Below are 20,330 nucleotides of genomic sequence, written 5' to 3'. Positions count from 1 at the left end.
AGAATTAGTAATGAAATCAATGGTAAATAAACAACAATGCAACTAAATATAGTAATAATATAGTTTCATTACATTTTTTGTATCTTTAGGTAGATAAATTTTATAGAATGTTGTTATTCTAAACAAATAGATGTATTCATAAGAAAAAAAATTAAATTTAGAGAATTAAAATTTAAATTTCATATTTTTCAAGATACATTATAAATGGGAGGATAAAATTTATGAATAAAAAGTGTGAAGAATGTAAATATCGGTTAATAGTATATAATCAACTTTGTTTATCTATAGAAATTGATATTGAACGAAAAGTATGTTCAAGCTGGGACGAAGAATATAATGCTTTTGAGGATAAGATAAAGAGTTATGTGAATGTGCAAAATGATTATTTGAAAAAAAATCTAGATGAGAGAAATGAGAAGTGTTTCTATTGCAAAAATAGAGCAAGAGTAAATAAATCTGAAAAATATTTTAAAGAAATGCTTAGAGTAATAGAACAACCTTCAGCAGATGATTCGAAATTAATAATAATAAATTATTTATTAGAAAAGTATTTTGAAGAATGTGGTGATTTTTAAATTAATATATGACTTAATAAATAAATTACCAATAGTATAAGGTATTGTAGAATAAAGAAATATTTATAGTAATGTAAGAAAACTAAAAAGTAACTGAACATATTTAATTCTGATGTAGGCAATTGAACATTAATTGTTTGCATCAGTTTTTTTTATAAAAAAATTTCAAAAAAATTTTATGGAAACAAAAAAATAATGATAAATCGAGATAATCTTTATTTATAGAGTAGCAAAATAAAAATTTAATTATTAAATATTGTTTTATGCAGAGATGGGAGGATAATTTCAAGCTCTAAAAAAAAATTAAAAAAAGTTTAGCAGTTCCTAAGAAAATTAAAAAATCGAGATATTATTTGTGTATAGAGAAAAATTAAGAAAAGTGATAATAATTTGGAGGTAAATATATGGAAATTACAAGAAGTTGGTGTATGCCGAACAGTAATACATTTAAAATAAGGCCTATACGTCAATTGATAAAAAAAGAACTTATTGGTGGAATAATAATAGATCCATTCGCTAATTCTGCTAGTTTAAAAAATATGATAGATTCCAACGTGCTATATATAACAAATGACATAGATGAACACTATGATACAGATTATCATATGGATGCGTTAGAATTTCTAAAGAAATTTGAGGATAATAGTATAGATATGGTTTTGTATGATCCACCATATTCTCCTAGGCAAGTGTCTGAATGTTATAGAAGTCTTAATATGACAGTTAATTTTCAAACGACAAATTCTAGTTATTGGACAAACCACAAGAAAGAAATATCTAGAATAGTCAAGACAGGGGGAAAAGTTATAACTTTTGGCTGGAACAGTGGTGGTATTGGTAAAAAGTATGGATTTCATATAAGCAACATATTATTGGTTGCTCATGGTGGATGGCATAATGATACTATATGTACAGTCGAAATAAAAAAATAATTGCTAGAATATGTGAATTTATAAAAGTACATAAATTCGTAAAATAAGCTACTAATAAAATAGGTGTACTTTCGAGGGGATTAGTTCCCCTTAGGCAATAAATAAAAATTACTTAGAGAATTAGTTTAAATATAAATTTATTACTATAAAAATTAGTTGGAAAATGATTAAAAGGAGAAAAACAATGGAAAAGAATGAATTATTAAAAAATGAAGAAGAAAAAGTTAAGAGAATATTAAAAGCAATAAAAGAAGAAATTGATATATATGTAATTATAGATAAAAATGATTCTGAACTACGTAATAAATTGGACTTTAATGAAATAATTATAACAAATGAAGAAATTGAAAATGGCTATAAAGAGTATTTAAAAGGTGCTAAAGTAATTATAATGTATAGGAATAATGAAAAAGAGAAATTAATAGCTAAAGAAATAAAGGAAAAATTAAAATATTATGTTTATGCAAAAAAAATGATTTTAATGTCTGATATAGAAGAAACTAATATTAAACAACTTAAACATGAGATTAATAAGAAAATATGGGAATATGCTGAATGGATTAATCGAGAAGAATTATCTAATGGCAAGATTAAAGAAAAAATTATTGAAGGAATATTACATTATGCAATTATGGAAACCTTAAGTTTACAAGTGATAGGTGAGATTGGCAAAAGAGAAAGACGTATATATATGTATGATAATGGACTATATAATGAAATATCCTATTATACTTTAAAAAGTTATGTGAAAAGATATATACCAATGCATCTACTTACTGATAAGATATTAAGTAATATTACAAATTTATTAATTCCGGATGAAATATATGATTCTTCAATATTTATAGAAGAGGAGAATATTATAAATGTACAAAATGGATTATATAATGTATTAACAGAAAAATTGGAAAGACATAGGCCAGACTATATTAGTAATAAACAATTTAAAGTGAATTTTAACGAAAATCCTGTAAATAATGGATATTGGGATAAGTATATTGATACTTTGATAATGGGGGATATTGAATTAAAGGATATTTTACAAGAATTAATAGGTTTAATACTTAGTAATTACAATGGTACGTTGCCAAAAAAGATATTTATTCTTAATGGAAAAAAGGATACTGGTAAATCAAAAATTATCAAAATTTTAAATGAAATACTTGGTAATGAAAGAAATGAGTCAATTGCATTGCAGAGATTAGGGGATAAGTTTTCTCTTGGAAACATTAGTGGGAAACGATTGATTAGTCTAGGTGAAATATCCAATGAAACTATTGACACAGATGCTATAGAATATATTAAATTACTTACTGGTGGAGATGAAGTCCCTGTGGAACAAAAATTTAATCCCAAAATGGATGTTGATTATAGAGGGGTATTACTTTATTGTGGTAACAATTTACCTAACTTGAAAAGTACAGAAGTAGAAGCTATTTTAAGTAGGATTATGATAATTCCTTGTAATAACAAGCCAATTCCAGCAAATGAACAAGATCCACAAATATTAAAGAAATTGTTAGAAGACAAAGAGTATATTTTTAGATGGGGATTAATAGGTCTTAATAGATTAATAAAAAATAAGTTCAAATTTTCGTACTCTAAAAGAGTAGAATCTGCAATAGATAAATACACAAAAGATGTAGACAGTGTTGGGCATTTTATTGATAGAAATTTCTTGATTACAGGGAATAGGAAAGACAAAATAAGAACTTCTGAATTATATAATTCTTACGTAAAGTGGTGCTCACAAAATATATATTATGCACACAATAAGATGAATTTTAAGATTCGAATTTGTGCAAAGGGAGTTATTTATAATGCAAAGTATCAAGGTAACCCATATTATGAAGGATTAATTCTTAAGAAAGATGAAAATGTCTAATTAATATGTAAAGTGTAGGGAAACTCCCCCAAAAGCTCTTTGAATTATTTCTTCAGAAGAATGAAATATTAAAAATCTGTAGTTAGTAGTTAAATTAGAGTAATAGAATAATTTTAAGTTTTGGAATAGTTACTATTGAAATATGATATAAATATTTCAGTGTAACTATTTTTTTTAGGGAGTTGGGGGAGTCTAATATTAATTACTTTATTATAATTATTTTATAAAAATATCATAATTATAGTAATATAAAAATACAGAAATGCTCCCCAGAATCCCCTAAAGTTTTCTTCTTCTAGAAGAATAAAAAATTGTAAGATTAATTTAAATGGATACTATGTATTTTTTCGTAGAACTTATATGGTGATTAAACCACACAAAAGGATGTAAATTAATTTATGGTAAACATATAAGTTCAGAGTTTAAGACATTTTTATAAAAAACTCAGCTTGTCTGCATATTTATAAAAATGTTTATTGCTTGACTGATAGGTGTATATTTGGTAATGTATTTATATTAATTAATATATTGGAGGAATAATATTTATGAATGATTCTGAAATAAAAAAACAAATTGAAGCAGAACTAGGTATAGATGAAAAGAATATTAATAAGATTTTTAAATGTATTGTAAAAGGTTCTGTTGAAGATGTAAATGCAAAGCGTAGCTTGTTTCCGTCACCTACATATAATGCTAAATATAATGATATATGGGACTCTATTAATGCAGAGTGCAATTTGGCATTTAATGATGGATATATTGTTACAAAGCAAAAAAGAGGAATTTATGAATTTATTACTATATTAAATATGTCATCATCTTGTGTATACATATTAATGAAAGAAAAGAATTTTAGTAAAGTTATTTCAGGTGCATCTGTAAGCGATACGCACTATATGAAATGTTTAACACTTATAAATAGTGATTTAAAATCTTATCCTCAAGTATATGGACAGATAGGTTTTGATATTCAAGAATCACAAGATAATAGAATAAAAAATAAGAAAGAATCTATTAAGGACGAAGTTCTTGATAAGATAAATGAGTCTGTTAAGCGTTTTGTTGTAATAACTTTTGAGCCAGATAGTAGTACAGGTGTTAAGGCCATTTATGTAAATGTTGTGGCTAATAATACATCTACTAAATATCGTAAAGATTGGACTTCTCATATTAAAGCAATTGAAGTTCCTGAGTATGATGAATCTACATATGATAAGAGAAATATGGATGATGGTATGGATAATGTTTCTACGTTTGATACTCCAGCTGAGGTTAAAATTAAAACCAAAGTACAAGAATCCAGAAAATAAAATTGACTGAGGTAAAAAATTATGGCAATAGAAAAATTTAATGGGGAACGATTGAGAACAGCTCGAACAATACGAGGCCTTTCTAGTACTGAACTTGCTAAATTAATTGGTGTTTCTAAGCAAGCTATTTGGCAATTTGAAAGCGAAGGTAGAGTACAACCTAAACCAGAAAATCTCTTTATGTTAGCTCAAAAACTTAATTTCCCAACTAGCTTTTTTTTAGAGGAAAACTGGCAGGATATTTCATCCGGTAACTGTTTTTATCGTGCTGGTTCTTCTATTACTAAAAGGCAAAAAGAAGCGCAAAAAGAATTAAATATTATACGAGGAAAGATGTACTCGTTTTTGGAGGAATATATTGAATTTCCTTCACTAAATTTGTTTCAGCTTTCTAATGATGGAAATATAGATGATGAAGGGATTGAAAACTTTGCTGAAGATGTACGTAAATATTATGGCATAGATGATTTACCAATAGGTAACATGATTAATTTTATGGAAAATAACGGCATATTATTGTCTCAGTTTTTGTTGCCTGATGTTAAATTTGATGCGGTTAGTCAGCTAGTAGGTGTAGGTAGAGATAATAAGATTGCAATTACACCTTATAATGGTGCAATATCTTCATTTGTTAGAGTGCAATTTACTTTGGCTCATGAGTTAGGGCATTGGTTATTAGGGCATATGAATTCAGATGAGGAATCTCTTTCGACAGAAGACTATAAGGAGAATGAGCATGATGCTAATTTATTTGCAGCAGCATTTTTATTGCCAAGAGATGCTTTTTTAAAAGACTTACCAGCTGCGCCTAATTTGTATGCTTTTGTTGAATTAAAGAAAAAATGGAGAGTATCCATTCAAGCAATGATATATAGAGCGCACTTTTTAGAAAGAATAAATTATAATCAGTATCAGTATTTAATGAAGCAAGTTTCTAAAAATGGTTGGAGAACACATGAGCCATTTGATGATGTACTAATTGTTCCAAAGCCAACACTAATGAGAAAGGCTATTGAAATGCTTATAGAGCAGAAGGTATTAACTAAACAAGAACTATTAAATAAGTTAAGAATGTATTGTGGTTCATTGAATATGGAAATGTATGAGGAAATAGCTGGGTTACCTAAAGGTTATTTAAACATAATAACAACGTCTGAACCTAAAATATTATTAAAAAAGTAATAATATATTAAACAAACTTAATATGGTAAGCAACACTAAAAAGTTATTGAAACTGTCAAGGCTTTGTAGACAGAAAGTTAAGCGATTTTTATGAATTAAATTTTTTGATAAAAATAGGCTAAAAAACTTGAAAAATATAATTTATTTTTAAATAATATAAATAGAATAGTTAATATTATTATAGGCAGTAATTTAATATGCATAATAAAAAAACTAGTTTATAAATAGTATTATTTATTTAGCTTTCTTGGGAAAATTAAATGAAAAGAAATCTTTTTTGTGAACAAGAGCATAGAAAATATGCTCTTGTTTGCATTTAAAGATATAAATATTGAATTTATAATAAAGTATTTAAAATTTTAAGATATAGTATCCATAAAAAGGAAACCGCTTTTTGCTTTCTTAGTTATTACTGGCTTGCTAATAAGAATCCTTAGATTCTTGTGTATTATTGGTAAGGTAAATAAGAAAGAATCATGCTAATTTAAATTTATAAAATGGTTATACCACAAAAAGGTCAAGCAACATATTCAAACTACAATATGTATGCGAAATCACATACTGAATAATACATTATATTGTATACTGGAAATTGATTTACAGCTTTTTGTGGTTTGATTATAAAATAAAAATTTTAAAAATACGCAAATAAACTTGAAAAAATATAAGTTATTTATTAATAATATAGATGTGATAGTTAATAAATTATAAGTAGGAATTAATGTGTGTTGTTAAACTTATAAGATATATTAAATTATCTGTAATGCTTCCTTAAGTAAAAGAATAATATCAGAAAAGAAAATAAGAGCATAGTGTATGTTCTTATTTTCTTTTATAATATTATATTAGAGTAGTTGCTTAGAGGAAAATAAAATAAATATATTTATTCAAAAGAAACAGAAACATGTTTTTATTCATATTTTATTATGGATAAATAAATGTTTTATAAAAATATTGAAATTGAGTATAACAAATGTTATACTAATGAATGTAAATAGAAAACAAAGTAAGATTAAATTTGAAATTAAATAAGCACATAGTCAAATAATTAGGATTGACAATCAGACCTAATATGACTATGTGCTTTTTTGTTCAAGTTTTTAATCTTACTTTTTTTATTTATATAAATTTTGTATTTTGATCTTTGACAATTTAATAGAAAAACAAAAGAGATATTTCTATAGAAAATAATAATAACTTATTATGACATATAGAAATATGTAATAAAAAGCAAAAGAGTAACTATATTTAAAGATATTGCAGTATCTTTAAATATAGTAAAAACCAATGAGTTATTAGTAAAAATTCTAAACAATTTAATGATAACAAATAAATAAAAAGATATCAAATTAACCTTAGGAATAATTTTGAGTTAAAGATATTATTGTAGAAAATATTGTATATTCTGTAATAATAAATTTCCAGTTATATATGCAATATTTTTAAATATAAGCGATTTAAATGAAAGATTTACTTGGACATATACCAAAGTTTTATGTTGAATTACAAGGAGTTAAAAGAGGGGGAGATTCACTATGCCAGTATTAAATAATATTACAGAAGAAAATAATAGAAGAGTTAAAATAAAGAAAACTTTACCTACTAAGCGAGATAGAAGCGCCAAATATATTAATGTGAAAAATGATAATATGGTTAACGGATTTTATCAATTAAATAATGTAATTTTGTCCAAGTTTACCTGTAATGATATAGATCAGATTAGATTTAATCACTACATTATGAGGAAAGAAAATGTTCAAAGACTAAAAGATGATTTGCCTAGAGGGCAATTTTATTTAACATTAAGAACAGCAAGTACTGATTTAAAGCTACCATTTGCAAAAATACAAAGACTCATAAAAAAATTTGTAGAGTTAGAAATAATAACGAGTGTGTTTATAGCAACAAAAGGAAGCAAAAAGCCATCAATTTATCAATATAATTCAGCAGCTATAAGCGATGCAAAAGATGATATTATGAATAATACTGAAGAAGTTAATAATATAAAAGATGCCGATGAAATAGTTGATACTTTGAATGATACTTACGATGATACATCTAAAAAAGAATATATAAAAGAGATAAATAATTATATTGAAACTGATGATTTTTAAATTATATTACTTTAAAGGAGGAATTACTAATGAATAGTTATAACTTAGAAATAGAGAAATATATTCTAGGAAAATGTATTAGTTCTAAAGAGAGTTTAGAATATATTATCGATTCTGGAGTCAATCAGAATGATTTTTTTGAAAAACAGCATAAGCAAATTTATCAAGGAATTATTGATGCTTTTTTTAAATTTAAGAGCATAGATTTAGGGTTGGTGACCGTTGCATTGAAGAATATTAATAAAAATTATTTAAAGAATTTAGTAGATAACAGCATTAAGATATTTAATTTAGAGTCATGTATAAAGATGTTGATGGAGTTAAGCGTTAAAAGACAATGTGAAGATCTAGCAAATCAGATACAATCATCGAAAGCAGAAGAGATTGGTTCGCTTTTAAAAGAAACAATTGATTTTATAGAAACATCTAACGCAAGAATAGATAATTTAAATAATATTGTTACATTAGATAAAATAAAAATGACCAGTATTTATGAAGCAGAGAAGGTAAGAACAGGATTTAGAGATATAGATAATAAGATACTCGGTATTGTAACAGGAAGTTTAGTTGTTATTACTGGATATAATGGAAATGGAAAGAGTACGCTCTTAAATCAAATGTGCATAGCAGAAAGTTTGAGTCAGGGATATAAAGTATTTGTTTATTCACCAGAACTTACAAATTCTAATTTTAAAAGTTGCGTATATTCTACAATTGCTAATTCAGAAGATTTCGATGAAGATGAGTTTTGCGGAGAAAAATATAAAAAATTAAGTGATAGAGGTAATATGTTAATTGATCAATGGATTAAAGATAAATTATATATCTACTCAGATAGTAATAGTACAAGTTCTGAAAAGCAATTGTTAAGAGATATGGATAAACTGGCAAAACATAAAGATGTTAGAGTTTTTATAATTGATAATCTGATGAAGATTGATTTAGAGGGAAGTTATAAAAATGAGTATTTAGCACAGAAGACTTTTGTAAATCAACTAAAGCAATTTGCAACAAGATATAATGCTCTAGTCTACTTAGTAGCACATCCGAAGAAACCACAAGAAAGAAGTAAAGTAATATCTAAATTTGATATTGCAGGCACTGGAGATATAACTAATATGGCGGATTATGTATTTTCTATAAGTAGGATTACTAGTAAAGATAGAAAGAAGAACTCTAAATATAGGGATTGTATTATAAAGATGATGAAAGATAGACCTAAGGGTACAGAGGATTTTGCAGTAACCTTAAGTTTTGATAAAGATAGAAAAAGATTTTATGGTTCGTTGCTTGAACTTAATAAAAAATATGGATATATTTCTTAGGAAAATTAAATAATAATTTTTTTCGAATAGGGACATAGAAATATGTTCTTATTTGTAGTTATAAAAAAAGTTGGGTTTATATTTTTCAAGATATACTTTAAGTATAGGAGAATAAATTTTAAATACATTGAATAAGAAAGAACGTTTGGAGGAATAAAAAACATGGAGTTGAGAAGTAAACTAGATTATAATAATAGCTTATATGGATATGGAAAAGGAAATGCATATGTTGCTAAAATTATAGGAGAAGATCCTAAATATAAATTAAAAAGAGAATTTTTACAAAAGGAAATTGAGTACAATAAAACTAGTAAAACAATATGGTATAGTTATAAATGGAATATTGAAAGCAGTGGAATTTATGAATTTAAAGAAGAAAATGCTTTTAAGCATGAAGTAGAGTATTTTAAGTATGATGCAGAATCAAATGTTAAGGAACCATTAAGTTATTCTAAAGTATTAAAAATGTTTATTAATAAAGAAAAAGGTGACATTAAAAGTACAGAGGAGTATAAAAAAGCATTAGAAAAGGCAAAAATGACAGGAAAAAAACAACTTTTAACTTCTGGAATGGAAGCATGTAATAATCCGGAAGAAGAGTGTAATTTTGATATTGTAGATAAATATGTCTTACCAAATGGAAATATAAAAATTCATAGATATCATACCTGTTAAGGTGAAATAGACGAATTAAATACCTAAAAATTAGCAATGGTTGAATCGATTACCGCATTATATAAGAAATTAATAAAAGAACTTGAAAAACAATAGATGATTTATAAATAATATAAATATAGTAGTTAATCTTATTATAAGCAGGAATCAATATGTAGGATAAATAAAAAGGCTGCTTAGAGATAGTTTTAGCTATAATGCCTTCTTTAGAAAATTTAATAATAATTTTATTGTAAATGGGAGCATAAAGATATGCTCTCATTTGCATTTTCTGGTCATATAACTAATAATAAAACTTTGCGTTTAAATAATTTTAATACCCATAAAAAGGCAACCGCTGTTTGCTATCTTATTTATCATTGGTTTGCTAAATAAGAAAAAGTAGAATTTCTGAAATGTTAATAGGAAAAGTTTTTTATAATTAAATACTGATTGAAGGGAATTGGAAACAACAATATCCATAAAAAGGCAACCGATTTTTGCTTTCTTATGTATTTATAATTTGGTAAACAAGAAGTACGATGTGGAAGTTAATGGGTGGTGGTTTCGTCATATTAAAATTAAATGCCGATATACAATAGTATCAAATAATTTGAGAGATGCATCTAAAAAAACAAATAATTGATGTAATTTCTTATATATTTATGGTTTGCTAAATAAGAAATAAATTAGTTAAAAAGCAAACCAAAAAACGCTTTCCTTATAGGAAGCGCAATAAAGGATGCTCTCCCAATTTGCAAGGTTGCTCCCTCCAAACCACTACCAAATATCTGTTTAACTTCAAAAAATCGAAAATAATTGGACTTTTTTGCAAATAAAGTAGGTTTTATCGAAAAAAATAAGTCTGATAAGAGAAAATAATATAATGTTATTGTGGTAGTAAAGAGATATTTTCTTATATATTACGGGTTTGCTAAATAAGAATAATTCTTAATAATTTAAGAATCGTTGTATAACTATTAATTAGAACTATAACTTAATAAAAAGCCAAAAAATTATAAATTTTTTAGAATTATTATGAAAATTTATATGAAATTAAATTAATTTTAAAATTATATAATATTTTAAGAAAAGATTCAAAAATATTAAAAACTTTTTTGAAAATCTTGATTATTTAAAAAAGTTTGAAAAAACTTTTGATTTATCGAGAAATATTAAAAAATATTTTAAAATTTTTTGAAAGTCATTTAAAATAAAATATTCACCATGTGGTGAGAAATAGGTTAAAGTTATCAATAATAATTTTTTGAAAATGTAATTATATATGGAACAGCTAATAAATGCTACGATTCAAAATTTTCAAGGTTAATCAATTCAAATTGCTGTGTAATATGCATCTTACTTAAGAAAATCGAAAATAATAATCAGATTTGTGGAGAATAATGAATTCTTTTTTTATGTATCCAAGAAATTCTCAATTTAAATAATTAAATATATTATCATAATAAAAATACAAATAAAAAAAGAGATGGTTACTGCCCAATGTCATTAAGTTAAGAAATAAACATTATAGTTATGGAACAGAGTATGTCTAAAAATACATACCTGTTCTTTTTTTATATAACAATGATTAAAGAACAAAAAGGTATGAGATAATTTTCAACCCACAAGATAATGTACAAATACGCTTAGTGAATAGCCTATATATTGTGGAACGGAAATTTGATTTTACCTTTTTGTGGGCTAATCATAACAATTTTTATTAAAATATTAGAAAAAGCTTGACAAATAGTTAGAAAAATGTTGTGAAGCTCAATTAATTACAATGGTTTTTCGTATGAAACAGTAGAAAAGATTATCGCAAAGTCAAAACCAAATCGGCAGTTAGCTTTATATATATAGTAGCATAAATTTATGTTAATATAATTTTTTTACAAAGATATGGCGCTGCCTTATTTGTATGCAAAAAAATATGGGAAAGAAAAAAGTCAATCGAAAGTATATACACTTTCAATTGACATTGGGTTACTGCCTCTTTTTTTGATCAAAATGCCACTTATACGTTTGTATAACATCAAGAATGTAGCGCTGCTCTTCAATTGATAAATCCTTTGAAATTGAATAAATTTCAGATAAAACATTAGAACTTTTAAGGGATTCTGAGTTACTCATTTCTCCAGTGCCATAAAGTAGCCATTCTTGACTAATTTCTAAAGTATTACATAGTGCATTAATAATTAAATGTTGTGGCATTTCGGTCTTATCATGTTCTATGTTAGTAATTACACCTCTAGATGTGCCAATTTTCTCGGCAAGTCCATCTTGCGTAAATCCTTTAGATTTACGAGCGGTTTTTAATCTTTCTCCTAAAGTCAATTTAAACACCACCTTTATCTGTATATTAGCATAAATGTTTTGTATTGTAAAGACGAAAAAGTTTTTTTAATACAGATAAATGCATTGACAATACAAAAGGTGAGTGCTAATATGTATTTACAATACAAAAATAAGTATTCACAATACGAAAGGGATGATTTTATGAATGATGAAAATATTTTGAATGAAATTATGATAAATGTAAAGCAGGTACCATTAGAATGCCAAGAACGGATTCTTGACATTTTAAAAGGAATGGTATTTACCAAAAAGTGCTTAACTAAATATACTACCATAGCAAAAGAAGAAGATAAAAATGAATAAGTTTTGTGAATATAACTTAGATTTTGTTCTATTAATATGGGATTTGGAAATTTTTATATTTTATGTTAATGGATTATTTCAGTAAGACGGTAATAAATTAAAAGGCATAATAAACTTAAAACAAGAAATTTAAACAAGGAGGAAATAATAATGAGTAAAACTTTAATGGGAATAGCGAAAGGAGTGACAATAATTATACTTACAACAGCATTTGTATCGGTGCCAGCATTTGCAAGCCAAGAAGGATGGATACAAAATACTGATGGAACTTGGAATTATAGTCATAATGGATCTTTTTATAAGAATACATGGTTACAATTAAACAGACAGAATTGGTATTACTTTAAAGATGATGGGACAATGGCTACAGGTTGGATTAAAGACAATATTGGCAATTGGTATTATTTGTATTCTAATGGAGTTATGGCAAGTAATACAACGATTGATGGATATAAGTTGAATGTTAGTGGACAGTGGATAGATGATAGTGGAAAGGCAGTCGAGGAAAGCAATAAGATAGATCCTGTTGGAACAGCTCCCGGACATGGAACGTTAGCTATAAATTATGATAATGTACAAATCTTTAGAGATGGAGCAACAACGGAGGTATGGATGTGGATTCCGGGAGGACCTTGGACTTTAGATGCAAGCCTAAGCACTGTACCTAAAAAAGAAGAAGGTAAAAGTGACGATCTTTTAAATGGAGTAGCCAGTTCTATAACTTGTACTAATTATTCATACACATTTACCGCAATAGCACAAAAGGGACATGAATATGTTATTGCTGTCAAGTGGAAGCCAAGATACAGAGGGGTTACGGTTGAATTTTATAAGGATAATTATTCACTTGGAAAAGAAAACGAGTTGATTTTTACAAAAAATATTTAGATTAGCAAAACAAAAAGATAATTTAAAGGGAGAAAATAATAATGAAAAAGAAGCAAATAATAAGTATTTTGTTAGCTAGTACATTAGTATTATCTGTTGCAGGATGTGGAAATGTAGAAAGCAAAGATAGAGAAAATGCAAGTCAACAAACTGCAGTAGAGGTAGTAAAAGAAGAAGCATTTGCAACTATACCAGAAGAAAAATTAGTTACTAATTATATTAAAACAAAACTATCACAAGAAGATTCCTTCGAACAAAATAGCGTTGATTTCATCAATCTGTATATTAATGATAAGGTGAATAAATCATTAATTTCTAAATATAACTTGGAATATGATCCTAAAACAGTATACAAACTTACCGATTTGCATTCTAAATATCCTGAATTATTCGAATCAGGAATAACTAGACTCTATACTTTATTTTATCAACAGACATATGGACAAGATGAATTTGTTAACAAAAAACTACTTAAAAAAATTAACGGATATTTATCTGATGTTTGGAATAATGAAAAGAATAATGATTATATCCTAGCAACAGAATTCAGCGAAAAGCATCCTAAAGAAACTTTTCAAAAATACTTAATAGAAAATAAAATTGAAGTAAAAAATATTACTTATCCAACATTTGTGACAGGATTTAATTTTGTACCGGGCGCAGATGTTGCTACAGTAAAAGTGACAATAAAAGGAATTCAAGATAAAAAAAGTTTTGAAAAAAATTTGGCTTTAGACTTCTATTTCTCACCTAGTGATGAAATAAAAAATGGTGTAAAAAATGATGACAAGTTAAGCGATAAAGATTTCGAGATAATGGCAATATCAACAGGAACAGTTCCAGCCGATAAATTTGACACGTATTTTAAGTATGATATTAGCAAGGCTAAAGAGAAATTTGGAATAAGTTAAATGCCATTATATTTAGAGATATATTTAGATGTAGAGAGGAAGAAAGAGAAAATGAAAAGTAAGATTATATTACTATTATTATCAGCATTATTAGTAACTAGCATGATTGGATGTGGTTCTAAGGATAAACAAACTGTAAGTCCTACAGATAGTAAGGTAACTGCTTCTGCAGATGATGACATAGAAATAAAAAAAGATTATGGAGAAGATATTGAACTTATATCAAAAAATTATTTAAAAGCGATTGATTCTAATACAAAGGGTGGATTTAAAAATCCCATTATTGGAAAGGTTACTGAAGATAAAGGTAATCATTCTAAAGTAGAAGGATTTGATAAATCAAAAGATGGAAAAACTGTGATTTGTTATTTAGATACTTCAGAAAGTAAGGATTTAAAATTAGGAGATGTAGTTAGAATAGATATAAAAGATATAGATAAAAATGATGATGATAGTAATGAAGATCCAACTGAGTTTAAATATGGAGCAGAACCAATGAGTATGGATGAATATAATAAGAAAATTTCTGAACGAGTTGGAGACACTAGAGATAAGTCAACTAAAGATAACTATGTGTATTTAAAAGACACAAAAGAAAATTCATACTTTGTGCCAGAATTATCTATGGCTACGTATCAAGATATGTTACGTATAATAACAACACCTGTGCTGGACAAGCAAAATTTAAGCAGTATTCAAGGGGAATATGATGGGGAAGTGGTATTAATCGATATTAAGCATGATGAAAGTATGGTGGTTGCAGTAAAAGTCAATGATAAATATGAGTACTTTTGTGTGAGTTTAACAGATATGAAAAGGTTAAAAATCAGTGATGAAGATTATAAAATAAGGGATAAGGTTAAGGTTATCATAGGAATCTATCCTTATTCTACAGAAGAAGCCGTTTCAATTAAATAATTAGATATGTAATTCAATGAGGTAATAAAAAAATGATAAAAAATTTAAAATTATTATTAGGGGGAAAAAGCAAATGTTTAGTAAAAAAACAAAAAAGATATTAGGAGTAATATTAGTTTCAGGAATAATTGCAGCATCATATTCTATAGGAGTATATGCGGAAGATAATACTACCGGTACAAATTTAAGCAACTCAATAAATGCTGGAACAACTACAGGTGCTGCTATTGTAGTGACAGATGAAGTTATTGGTACAAAGGTTAAAGATGAATATGATAATGTGTATGAAGTAGTAGAAAAAAAAGAAGATGGAGTTTATGAAGTAAAGTTAATAGCGGTAAATCATCCAGTACCTTATTGTGATATTTCAGCGCAATTTGAGAAAGGCAACATTAAATATGAATTAGTAAACACAATTGGACCAATTGCTGGTCCAGTGGGTATATTTAAATGTTATTATGATCCAGAAGATGTGTTACCTCGTTATGATGTTATACATATGGCAAATTTAGAAAAAGAGGATTATGAAAGATTATATTTTCAAATGGGGGGAATAGTTCGTTGCAAATTCCAACTTATTAATGATCAAGGTAATTCAGAATATTACTCAGTAACAACTTATAATGAAAAGTCTATGACTCAGTGGATGATATTTGAAGAATATTTGAAAGAAACCTATCCAGATTATAATTGGATCAATGATAAGAATACTGATATATATACATTAGTAAAGAAAGATAATAATTCATTAACTACTAATAGTGGTACTAGCAGTTCATCAAGTTCTTCGAGCAAACATCATAGTAGTTCGTCAAGTTCAAGCAGCTCTTCGAGTTCAAGTGCTTCAACAAGTTCTTCTAATACAGAAGCAAACAAAGTAGAAATTAGTAGAAATAATGATAAAATTATTAAATCCCTTGGTGGGAGTATAGTTGATAGTAGTACTACTAAAGGGTTAAATGGCTCTGACATTACGATTAGTGATATTAATAAAGCAGATGGAACTAAAAGTAAAATTATAAATACTTCAGTAATTGATGATAAGATACAAATAAGTAACCAAAATGGTGATAAAGTATATAAATTTATTGAAGAATTAGGATTATATATGCCTGTAACAGGTGAAAGTAATCAAAATTATACAGTAATATCACTTGATGCAAATTCAACTTATTGTATAGTTAACTCTAAGATGACAGAAGGTGTTGTTAACAATGGATGGAATAAAATAGATAAATCTTGGATTATGATAGATGAAAAGGGAAATGTTATGAAAGGATGGTATAAAGATAGCGATGGAAGTTGGTATTTGTTAGGTACAAATGGAGAGATGAAGACAGGATGGGCAGAAGATGTAGATGGAAAATGGTATTACATGAATGAACATGGTGTGATGTTACACGATACTTATGTAGGTAAATATTATCTTGATAGTAATGGTGCTTGGATTTAATAATAATTAAATTGAGTTATATGAGGAGAAGTAATTAAGATGAAAACAAATAAAATGTTTTTAGGATTATCAACATTAATAGTGGCAGGGATACTATCTCCTGCTATACAGTCGTATGCTTTAAGAAAGTAGAGAATTATTGATGTAGGAGGAAAGATGTATGAGAGAAACAAGCAAAGTTTTAGAAGGTTTATGTTTAGGAATGGGGGTTATTTCATTATTGGGAGTTGGGAAACCTGTTTATGCTACTAATGATGCAGATATAACTACAAAAACAACCGCTCAAGTTGAATTACAAGGTATGCCCGATGTAGTGGATGCTGGTGAGCATTTTACTGCACCTAAAGATGGAGATGTTAAAAAGTTGAATGTTGGTTGGACTAATATTCAAGGACATTTCTTTTATTGCAAAGATGAAAGCAGAATTAAAGTTACGAGATGGCAACAAGCTAATGAAAAGTGGTATTATTTTAGTCCTTCTAACTATGAAATGCAAACAGGTTGGATTCAAGATGGTGGTACATGGTATTACTTAACCGATTATTCAGATTTAAAATCAAGAGAAGTTGATATAGAACATGGATTGGGCTCTATGAAAACTGGTTGGCTTAACAATCATGGAAAATGGTATTTCTTAAATAATAATGGTCCGTTAAAACAAGGTGGATGGCTACAAGTAAATGGTACTTGGTATTATTTTTATTCTGATGGTATCATGGCGACAAGTACAACTATAGATGGATATAATATAGGTTCAGATGGGGCTTGGAGAAATAGTTAGTTAGATTTTAACTAAATAAATTTAGATATTACAATGTAATTTTGAGGGGGGGATAATTGATGATAAAAAGAGGGGAAAAAATAATAGCAAGTTTAATAATTGGGTGCGTTTTACTTTCAACGATGCCATATACACAAGCTTTTGCAACATCAGAGGATAGATTACAAATAAAAGTTGTCAATATAGATGGTAAACTAAATACACAATATACAATAAATGGAGAGATATTAAGAAATCAGTGGTATGAATATGATGTTCAACTTGCTAGTATTGATAATGGTGGAAAAGAGACTCAACTCAATGAACATCGTAAAGTTTATCTTGATGGAAATGGATGCCCACTGCATGGTTTACAAGAAATAGATGGAGATACATATTATTTGAGCGCTACAAAGCCTGCTACAGGGGTAGTTATGGTTAAAGGGGCTACGGGAAAATATGAAAAGTATGTGTTTGGAAACGATGGGAAAAGAATAACAGACCCAACTAAAGTGAAATATACGGATAAAGAATATACTGTTTCAGAAGATGGTAGTTCTGTTACTATGACAGTTGATGGGGTAGTCTATAATGTTCCAAAGGATGAATCTCTTGCTGGCGAGGGAATAGTTGAGAAAGATGGAAGGCATTATCAAGTATATCGAGATTTTGATACACTTGTTGCTCATATTAATAAATCTAAAAAAACTGGAGATTACTATGCGAAAGAAGATGGTACTTTGGCTAGTAATGAATGGATTAAAGATGAAGGAAACGTTTGGTACTATTATGGAGCAGATTTTAAAAGTGTTAAAGGCTATCAAACAATCAATGGAAATAAATATTATTTTAGTAAATATGGAACTCTGTTCATTGGTTGGAAAGCAAAAGCATTAGTTGAAGGGACTAAGACAAATTATAAAGACAAAACATTATATTATTTTGGAGAGGATGGGGCAATAAAAGAAGGCTGGATTAATTATAATGGTAAGTGGTATTATATTTATTCTGATGGGTTAATGGCGACAGATACCACTATAGATGGATATTACGTGAATAAAAATGGCGTTTGGGTATAATAAAAATTAGTTTGCATAGATAGGGAGTGCTTTGAACCCCCTTATTTAAAATTTAATTAGGTAATTGCAAAATTAACTAAATAAATTCTGTGAATAAAATCTAAACAATAATAATGTGAAGGAATGAAGCAATGAAGGAAGGTAATGTATTTCCATATGACTATGATACTTTATATATTATCAGAGAAATGGAAGCATATTTAGGTTTAAGAAATAAAAAAATTGATAAAATAAACTATACCGAATTAATTGAATATATTCATAAAATAACTTTAATGTTATTATATAAGTAAATTTTATTAAAAATTGGTAAAATAAATTTTTATATTAAATTCAGTATTTTTATTTAAATATGGGGTTATTGCTTATATTTAATTTTAATAAGTGCAAATTTTAGCATTTTTATTAAAAAACCTTGCACGTAATTAAAGTTTTAGGATAATAGAATCTAGTATTTATCAGCAGTTCTATGTTATTGAGCAGTACCTAGATAAGAAATATTGGAGAATAGAGGGAAACTTTAAAAAGCCTTCTTGATGATTTTTATATTTCTGAAATCATTAAGGAGACTTTTTATTGTTTTTATTTAGCCAGTTAGTTTACAGTATTATAATAGTGTAAAGTCATGTACAATTGATTAATTAAAATAAACATTCTGAATAAAAACCTAAATGAAAGTGGTTTCCATCATAGTGTACAGGCTTATTTATTGGAGCGTTATAGTTTAGTACTTTACAGAAAATTCTTCCAAAATTTTTTGTTTGTGGATCGTCTGATGATCTATGATCTAATAAAGTAATCCTAAATTTAATAATCTTTATAATGGATGCATCCGTTCTGTTATTAGCCAAAAATAAGAAGCGATTATTACTACCTTCTGCATTATTTGAAGAATGAGAACATATAAAGCTTGCTATTTGCCCTAACCAAAAAAAGTATTCATCATCATTTGCAATATTATTTGTTTCGACATTAAAATTTAAATTCATGTTTATACCTCCTAATTATGTTGAGATATACCGGTATATAATTGATTTTCATTTATTTAAAAAAGATATTTTTAGAAATATGATAAATTAAAAAAAGAAAAAAGGGAATATAAATTCCAATAATTGCCAGAAAATTTTTTGAGTCATATTTATTAATTAAGAGAAAAGAACAGAGAGAGAATATTTATAGAAATCAAAAAAGAAATGCTTAATCTATTGGAAGTTGAAGTATTATTTATAATTTTAATTACGCTTATATTTTATAGTGTTTGTTATATATTGAATAAAATAGAACAAAGAATTAATAAATATAAAGAAGAGTAAGGATTTCTCTGAAGTACAATTTAAATGAACAAATTAATTAGAAATAAAAAGATGTGTTAAAATTTAGAATAGGTTGTTGAATGACTAATTTTCGAAAATAAAGTTATCCAACAACCTATATTAATTTTAAAAGGTGGAATATGTAAAGAAGTTCATATTATATATTTAGCAGAAGGCAGTAGAACTAATGAAACTCCAATATTATTTGAAGCATGAATTTAAAATGAATAATACCAATGTCAGCAGTGTTAAAACTGAATTATAATATGACATTGGTCTTTTTATGTTCATGATTAAAGTAGGATTATAGGGCTTATATGCTCTTATTTAGTCATTTTAATATTTCAAGAAACTTGTAAACAAATCCGTT

General features: G+C 26.8%; 18 protein-coding genes. 16 read left to right on the top strand and 2 right to left on the bottom strand.

The window, feature by feature from the left end:
• Positions 1-221 precede the first annotated feature (221 nt).
• The 8 genes from COL3_RS06395 to COL3_RS06360 all read left to right on the top strand — a co-directional run bounded on the left by COL3_RS06395 (position 222) and on the right by COL3_RS06360 (position 9,998).
• Positions 222-575, top strand: a complete 354-nt coding sequence (locus COL3_RS06395) for a hypothetical protein (protein WP_008427104.1) — start codon at positions 222-224, stop codon at positions 573-575.
• Between the two features lie 404 nt (positions 576-979).
• Positions 980-1,507: a hypothetical protein gene (locus COL3_RS06390; protein WP_008427106.1), complete on the top strand. Its 528-nt coding sequence runs from the start codon at positions 980-982 to the stop codon at positions 1,505-1,507.
• Between the two features lie 184 nt (positions 1,508-1,691).
• Entirely contained in the window at positions 1,692-3,392 is a 1,701-nt protein-coding gene (locus COL3_RS06385) for a phage/plasmid primase, P4 family (protein WP_008427108.1), read from the top strand.
• A gap of 545 nt (positions 3,393-3,937) precedes the next feature.
• On the top strand, positions 3,938-4,702 hold the full coding sequence (locus COL3_RS06380) for a DUF5986 family protein (RefSeq protein ID WP_008427110.1): 765 nt from the start codon (positions 3,938-3,940) through the stop codon (positions 4,700-4,702).
• A gap of 21 nt (positions 4,703-4,723) precedes the next feature.
• Complete coding sequence (locus COL3_RS06375) at positions 4,724-5,884, top strand: XRE family transcriptional regulator (RefSeq protein ID WP_008427111.1); 1,161 nt, start codon at positions 4,724-4,726, stop codon at positions 5,882-5,884.
• A gap of 1,535 nt (positions 5,885-7,419) precedes the next feature.
• Positions 7,420-7,998, top strand: coding sequence for a hypothetical protein (locus COL3_RS06370; protein WP_008427113.1), 579 nt, complete (start codon positions 7,420-7,422; stop codon positions 7,996-7,998).
• A gap of 29 nt (positions 7,999-8,027) precedes the next feature.
• Positions 8,028-9,323 (top strand): DnaB-like helicase C-terminal domain-containing protein, encoded by a 1,296-nt coding sequence (locus tag COL3_RS06365; RefSeq protein ID WP_008427114.1) that lies wholly within the window; start codon positions 8,028-8,030, stop codon positions 9,321-9,323.
• 162 nt (positions 9,324-9,485) lie between these two features.
• Positions 9,486-9,998: a hypothetical protein gene (locus tag COL3_RS06360; RefSeq protein ID WP_008427116.1), complete on the top strand. Its 513-nt coding sequence runs from the start codon at positions 9,486-9,488 to the stop codon at positions 9,996-9,998.
• A 1,965-nt stretch (positions 9,999-11,963) separates the two neighbouring features.
• Here the strand turns inward: COL3_RS06360 and COL3_RS06355 are convergent.
• Positions 11,964-12,323 (bottom strand): helix-turn-helix transcriptional regulator, encoded by a 360-nt coding sequence (locus COL3_RS06355; RefSeq protein WP_347474372.1) that lies wholly within the window; start codon positions 12,321-12,323, stop codon positions 11,964-11,966.
• Between the two features lie 102 nt (positions 12,324-12,425).
• On the opposite strand from COL3_RS06355, the gene COL3_RS06350 reads away from it, so the two are divergent.
• From COL3_RS06350 to COL3_RS28585, 8 genes are all read left to right on the top strand, one after another.
• Positions 12,426-12,638 carry a hypothetical protein gene (locus tag COL3_RS06350; protein ID WP_008427120.1) on the top strand — a complete coding sequence of 71 codons (213 nt, stop codon included), beginning with the start codon at positions 12,426-12,428 and terminating at the stop codon, positions 12,636-12,638.
• 150 nt (positions 12,639-12,788) lie between these two features.
• Complete coding sequence (locus COL3_RS06345; RefSeq protein ID WP_008427123.1) at positions 12,789-13,526, top strand: cell wall-binding protein; 738 nt, start codon at positions 12,789-12,791, stop codon at positions 13,524-13,526.
• A gap of 41 nt (positions 13,527-13,567) precedes the next feature.
• On the top strand, positions 13,568-14,437 hold the full coding sequence (locus COL3_RS06340; RefSeq protein ID WP_008427124.1) for a hypothetical protein: 870 nt from the start codon (positions 13,568-13,570) through the stop codon (positions 14,435-14,437).
• A 51-nt stretch (positions 14,438-14,488) separates the two neighbouring features.
• Positions 14,489-15,355, top strand: a complete 867-nt coding sequence (locus tag COL3_RS06335; protein ID WP_143327526.1) for a hypothetical protein — start codon at positions 14,489-14,491, stop codon at positions 15,353-15,355.
• Between the two features lie 73 nt (positions 15,356-15,428).
• Positions 15,429-16,808, top strand: a complete 1,380-nt coding sequence (locus COL3_RS06330) for a cell wall-binding protein (RefSeq protein WP_008427129.1) — start codon at positions 15,429-15,431, stop codon at positions 16,806-16,808.
• 160 nt (positions 16,809-16,968) lie between these two features.
• Complete coding sequence (locus tag COL3_RS06325) at positions 16,969-17,589, top strand: N-acetylmuramoyl-L-alanine amidase family protein (protein WP_008427134.1); 621 nt, start codon at positions 16,969-16,971, stop codon at positions 17,587-17,589.
• A 59-nt stretch (positions 17,590-17,648) separates the two neighbouring features.
• Positions 17,649-18,647 carry a putative cell wall binding protein gene (locus COL3_RS06320; protein WP_008427135.1) on the top strand — a complete coding sequence of 333 codons (999 nt, stop codon included), beginning with the start codon at positions 17,649-17,651 and terminating at the stop codon, positions 18,645-18,647.
• Between the two features lie 131 nt (positions 18,648-18,778).
• Positions 18,779-18,940 (top strand): hypothetical protein, encoded by a 162-nt coding sequence (locus COL3_RS28585; RefSeq protein ID WP_008427136.1) that lies wholly within the window; start codon positions 18,779-18,781, stop codon positions 18,938-18,940.
• Between the two features lie 348 nt (positions 18,941-19,288).
• Here the strand turns inward: COL3_RS28585 and COL3_RS06315 are convergent, their stop codons facing one another.
• Entirely contained in the window at positions 19,289-19,636 is a 348-nt protein-coding gene (locus COL3_RS06315) for a hypothetical protein (RefSeq protein WP_008427137.1), read from the bottom strand.
• Between the last annotated feature and the right edge of the window lie 694 nt (positions 19,637-20,330).

The organism is Clostridium sp. LS, assembly GCF_002760435.1.
Classification (GTDB): Bacteria; Bacillota; Clostridia; order Clostridiales; family Clostridiaceae; genus Clostridium.
The sequence above is the reverse complement of the archived record's forward strand: the minus strand, read 5'-3'. Positions and strand labels throughout refer to the sequence as shown.

Excerpts from the sequence above, each read along its gene's own strand:
- COL3_RS06395 (WP_008427104.1), top strand. The coding sequence starts at position 222 with ATGAATAAAAAGTGTGAAGAATGTAAATATCGGTTAATAGTATATAAT.
- COL3_RS06390 (WP_008427106.1), top strand. The coding sequence starts at position 980 with ATGGAAATTACAAGAAGTTGGTGTATGCCGAACAGTAATACATTTAAA.
- COL3_RS06385 (WP_008427108.1), top strand. The coding sequence starts at position 1,692 with ATGGAAAAGAATGAATTATTAAAAAATGAAGAAGAAAAAGTTAAGAGA.
- COL3_RS06380 (WP_008427110.1), top strand. The coding sequence starts at position 3,938 with ATGAATGATTCTGAAATAAAAAAACAAATTGAAGCAGAACTAGGTATA.
- COL3_RS06375 (WP_008427111.1), top strand. The coding sequence starts at position 4,724 with ATGGCAATAGAAAAATTTAATGGGGAACGATTGAGAACAGCTCGAACA.
- COL3_RS06370 (WP_008427113.1), top strand. The coding sequence starts at position 7,420 with ATGCCAGTATTAAATAATATTACAGAAGAAAATAATAGAAGAGTTAAA.
- COL3_RS06365 (WP_008427114.1), top strand. The coding sequence starts at position 8,028 with ATGAATAGTTATAACTTAGAAATAGAGAAATATATTCTAGGAAAATGT.
- COL3_RS06360 (WP_008427116.1), top strand. The coding sequence starts at position 9,486 with ATGGAGTTGAGAAGTAAACTAGATTATAATAATAGCTTATATGGATAT.
- COL3_RS06350 (WP_008427120.1), top strand. The coding sequence starts at position 12,426 with ATGTATTTACAATACAAAAATAAGTATTCACAATACGAAAGGGATGAT.
- COL3_RS06345 (WP_008427123.1), top strand. The coding sequence starts at position 12,789 with ATGAGTAAAACTTTAATGGGAATAGCGAAAGGAGTGACAATAATTATA.
- COL3_RS06340 (WP_008427124.1), top strand. The coding sequence starts at position 13,568 with ATGAAAAAGAAGCAAATAATAAGTATTTTGTTAGCTAGTACATTAGTA.
- COL3_RS06335 (WP_143327526.1), top strand. The coding sequence starts at position 14,489 with ATGAAAAGTAAGATTATATTACTATTATTATCAGCATTATTAGTAACT.
- COL3_RS06330 (WP_008427129.1), top strand. The coding sequence starts at position 15,429 with ATGTTTAGTAAAAAAACAAAAAAGATATTAGGAGTAATATTAGTTTCA.
- COL3_RS06325 (WP_008427134.1), top strand. The coding sequence starts at position 16,969 with ATGAGAGAAACAAGCAAAGTTTTAGAAGGTTTATGTTTAGGAATGGGG.
- COL3_RS06320 (WP_008427135.1), top strand. The coding sequence starts at position 17,649 with ATGATAAAAAGAGGGGAAAAAATAATAGCAAGTTTAATAATTGGGTGC.
- COL3_RS28585 (WP_008427136.1), top strand. The coding sequence starts at position 18,779 with ATGAAGGAAGGTAATGTATTTCCATATGACTATGATACTTTATATATT.
- COL3_RS06315 (WP_008427137.1), bottom strand. The coding sequence starts at position 19,636 with ATGAATTTAAATTTTAATGTCGAAACAAATAATATTGCAAATGATGAT.